Origin of the sequence: Chitinimonas sp. BJB300, assembly GCF_002735695.1 — a bacterium.
In the GTDB taxonomy this organism is placed as follows: domain Bacteria; phylum Pseudomonadota; class Gammaproteobacteria; order Burkholderiales; family Chitinimonadaceae; genus Chitinimonas.
In genome coordinates, this window is sequence record NZ_PDZH01000233.1 from 1 (window position 1) to 3,275 (window position 3,275).

2 protein-coding genes, 2 tRNA genes and 1 pseudogene are annotated in these 3,275 nt (G+C 51.5%); 2 read left to right on the forward strand and 3 right to left on the reverse strand.

The features are described from left to right. Nucleotides 1-631: 631 nt before the first annotated feature. A tRNA-Ser gene (locus CSQ89_RS20580) sits at nucleotides 632-721 on the reverse strand. Between the two features lie 169 nt (nucleotides 722-890). Here CSQ89_RS20580 and mltF point away from each other — a divergent pair. After that, nucleotides 891-2,339, forward strand: a complete 1,449-nt coding sequence (gene mltF / locus CSQ89_RS23950; protein ID WP_374701389.1) for a membrane-bound lytic murein transglycosylase MltF — start codon at nucleotides 891-893, stop codon at nucleotides 2,337-2,339. On the opposite strand, the gene CSQ89_RS20590 is transcribed toward mltF, so the two are convergent. Beyond that, nucleotides 2,299-2,373 (reverse strand) — tRNA-Arg (locus tag CSQ89_RS20590). The two genes, mltF and CSQ89_RS20590, sit on opposite strands and share 41 nt — an antisense overlap. Nucleotides 2,374-2,554: 181 nt before the next feature. Here CSQ89_RS20590 and CSQ89_RS20595 point away from each other — a divergent pair. Next, on the forward strand, nucleotides 2,555-2,863 hold the full coding sequence (locus CSQ89_RS20595; protein ID WP_099407864.1) for a hypothetical protein: 309 nt from the start codon (nucleotides 2,555-2,557) through the stop codon (nucleotides 2,861-2,863). Between the two features lie 262 nt (nucleotides 2,864-3,125). On the opposite strand, the pseudogene CSQ89_RS20600 reads toward CSQ89_RS20595, so the two are convergent. After that, nucleotides 3,126-3,275: pseudogene (locus CSQ89_RS20600) on the reverse strand (IS5/IS1182 family transposase); the annotation flags it as partial.

Sequence of the window (3,275 nt, forward strand, 5' to 3'; positions counted from 1 at the left end):
GTATGGCTGCAATCTCAACCTTGTTCTTGGTGCAACAAAAAGATGGCTTGGCAAACGGGGGCGTCCATGTATGACAATCGGGCACCGTCAAAACGGGCAACTGTCAGATCAAGTCTGAACTTCTACACTTAATTGCCGGGTGAAAAGGATCGATTGTGCTTGCATATTACTTGGCCCATTTCAACCAGGCAGGTGCAGCCAACTGCGTGATGGCCTGCCGACTAGCCTGGATTTCGATTCGTTCGACCAGTTCAACCGGAATGTTGACCCTCGGCTGGCAGCGCGGCTGATTTAGATTCTTGAACTTGATCGGGTCCAATCCACACAGCAACCGTGCTGCCCCCCCCCCTGGGATGAGACCCTGTAGGAAAAAGCCCAGTCAACGAAACATAACCTGCCATCGGTGAAGTTGGCATATAACTCAAACATGCCATCTTCCCATTCCCCATCACCTAGATTCGGCCAATCTCCGCTATAGCTACGTGTACCCCGTAGAAAGTCAGGTTGTGTCATATACCGTGCTTGAATTCGAAATCGGTAAGGGGGGAGTTAAAACATGGGTGGAAACGTGGGTATAGATTTTTAGGCAACAAAAAAGCCCTGAAAAAATCAGGGCTTTATATGTGTACCTTGGCGGAGAGGGTGGGATTCGAACCCACGGTAGGCTTGCACCTACGCCTGATTTCGAGTCAGGTACATTCGACCACTCTGCCACCTCTCCGGCTCGAAGGCGCGCATTGTGTCTATCTGCCGCTGGCTTGTCAACCTGCCTGCATCACCACGATTAAATCGATGCCCGTGGCATAATTAGGCCGAGCTTATGTGGAGAGGTTCCCAACCCGATGTGGAGACGATTGCTATGGACGGTGCTAGCAGGGTTGACAGCCTGCATGCCCGCACCGAAAACACTCGAAATCAAGCCAGTGCTTCCTTTGGCTGAATCGGGTGAGTTGGTTGTTTTGATACGAAATGGCAGCACCAGTTTCTATATTGATGCCGAAGGTAAATACGCTGGGCTGGATTACGACCTGGTTACCCGATTTGCCGATGAAGTCGGGGTGAAAGTCAGGTTCGTAGTGGCGCCTCGTGCCAGCGAAATGACCAACCGCTTGGCTCGCCATGAGGCACATCTGGCTGTAGGTATCACCCAGCAGGCGAATAAAAAAATTGTTGTTGGGCCACCTTATCTCACCCTACAACCCGTTTTGGTCTATCGCAGCACCCAACGCAAACCTCGCGATCTGGCTGATCTGGGCAACAGCAATGTGATGGTGAGCAACCTGCTTGCACCGAGCATCCGCGCCATTGAGGCAATGTATCCTACCTTGAGATGGCAGGAAGCTGAGCATCAAGATACGGAAGAGCTGATTGAGCACGTTGATTCCGGCCTGATTGATTACGCCATTGTGAGCACACATTCCGCTGCAGTCGCACAAAACTATTACCCTGGCGTAGACATGGCATTTAAAGCTGCAGGGCCACAACCTTTCTCCTGGGGATGGCTGAGCGATGCCCCACCCAAGTTTGCTGATCAGATCAACCGTTTTTTCAAGCGCATTCAGGATGATGGTACGCTGGCGCGGCTGATTGACCGCTATTACGGCCACGCCAAGCGCTTGCAACCTATCGATGCCACCACGTTCCTCAGCCGACGGAATAGCATCCTACCGCACTTCAGAGCCATGTTTGTGGAAGCCGAAGCCAGTCAAGGGATTGATTGGCGAATGCTGGCAGCGCTTGCGTATCAGGAATCCCATTGGGACCCCTATGCCACCAGCAGTTTTGGCGTGCGTGGGATGATGATGCTCACCAACGACACTGCCGATCGACTGGGTGTGAGCGATCGGCTGGATGCAGTACAGAGCATTCAAGGTGGGGCTAAATATATCAACCTATTGAAAGACAAACTGCCCGCGCGTATTCCAGAACCCGATCGGACTTGGCTTGCTTTGGCAGGCTACAACATTGGTATGGCGCATCTGGAAGACGCCCGTATTCTCGCCAAGCGGCAAAAAAAGAACCCGGACAGTTGGACAGATCTAAAGACGGTGATTCCCCTCCTACGCAACTATGAGTACTTCAGCACCCTAAAGTACGGTTTTGCGCGCGGGGGAGAAACGGTGATTTTTGTCGAGAACGTGCGCAGCTACTATGACATTCTGGTGCGATTCGAACACCCGGTGAAACCGATGTTCCCACCATTCAATGAACAGGTAACCGTTACCAACCCTGAGAATATCCGGTTGGGTATTGATGCGGCGGCCAAGACCGCGCAAGAGAACGAAAAACGCGCCAAGCTGGCGCCCCCGCCGGGAATCGAACCCAGAATTGCCCCTTAGGAGGGGGCCGTTATATCCATTTAACTACAGAGGCGGCAAACTACGCTAAATCATTGAAACTCAAGCACTACAAGGGTTTTAGCGCTTTTTCCTGCTTCCCCAACCGTGCTGATTTTGGGGTATTTCGAGGTGTTTTAGAGGGTATTTACGACATTGGTGCTACTCAGTAGCACTTTTCAACTCTACCTAAGTGTTACCTGTAGCACCTCCGAAAAGTGGCGACGATTATACCCATCGAGCAAGAAGACGGTTCAATTAAATGGCGGGCTACCGTCCGCAAGAAGAAAGACGGAAAGCTTGTCCTCAACCGTTCCAAAACCTTCAGCACCAAGAAACTTGCTCTTCAATGGTCTACCAACCTAGAGTCCCAGCTGCAAGATGATGCCGGGATTGCGGCTGTTACCCATCGCATAAAGATGCGCGGCATCACAATGTCCGAACTCATAGATAAGCATGTCGCGTACTTCAACAAGCTCAAACCATTTGGAGAGACGAAGAGATATACATATAAAGTGTTAGCATGAGCGCCATTTGCCCAACTTCCCCTTACTGAACTTACTAGTGGCGATCTGCTGGAGTGGTTCGTTGATCGAAGCAGTCGCCTCAATCAGTCTCCCGGCACACTCATGCAATACTTTGGTTATCTAATGCAAGTCTTAGACCTTGCTAAACCAACATTTGGTATTGCGGCATCAGTTGCGCTTTTAGATGACATCAGACCAACCCTAAAAGCGAGTGATGTCATTGGAACAGGGGATGAGCGAGGCCGGCGTCTAGAGGGTGTCGTCACAAGATGCCGATCCAGATCACCATGCAGCGGATCTGGGCGGCCGCCAGAAAAGAGGCCATATTCTTGGCGTAACGGGTTGCGATGCCCCGCCTGCGCTTTAGTTGCAAAAAAGCCTTTTCGACCAGATGACGGTGGCGATACAAGTC

Bases quoted from the DNA above. Each gene is read 5' to 3' on its own strand.
- mltF (WP_374701389.1), top strand. From the start codon at position 891: ATGCCCGCACCGAAAACACTCGAAATCAAGCCAGTGCTTCCTTTGGCT.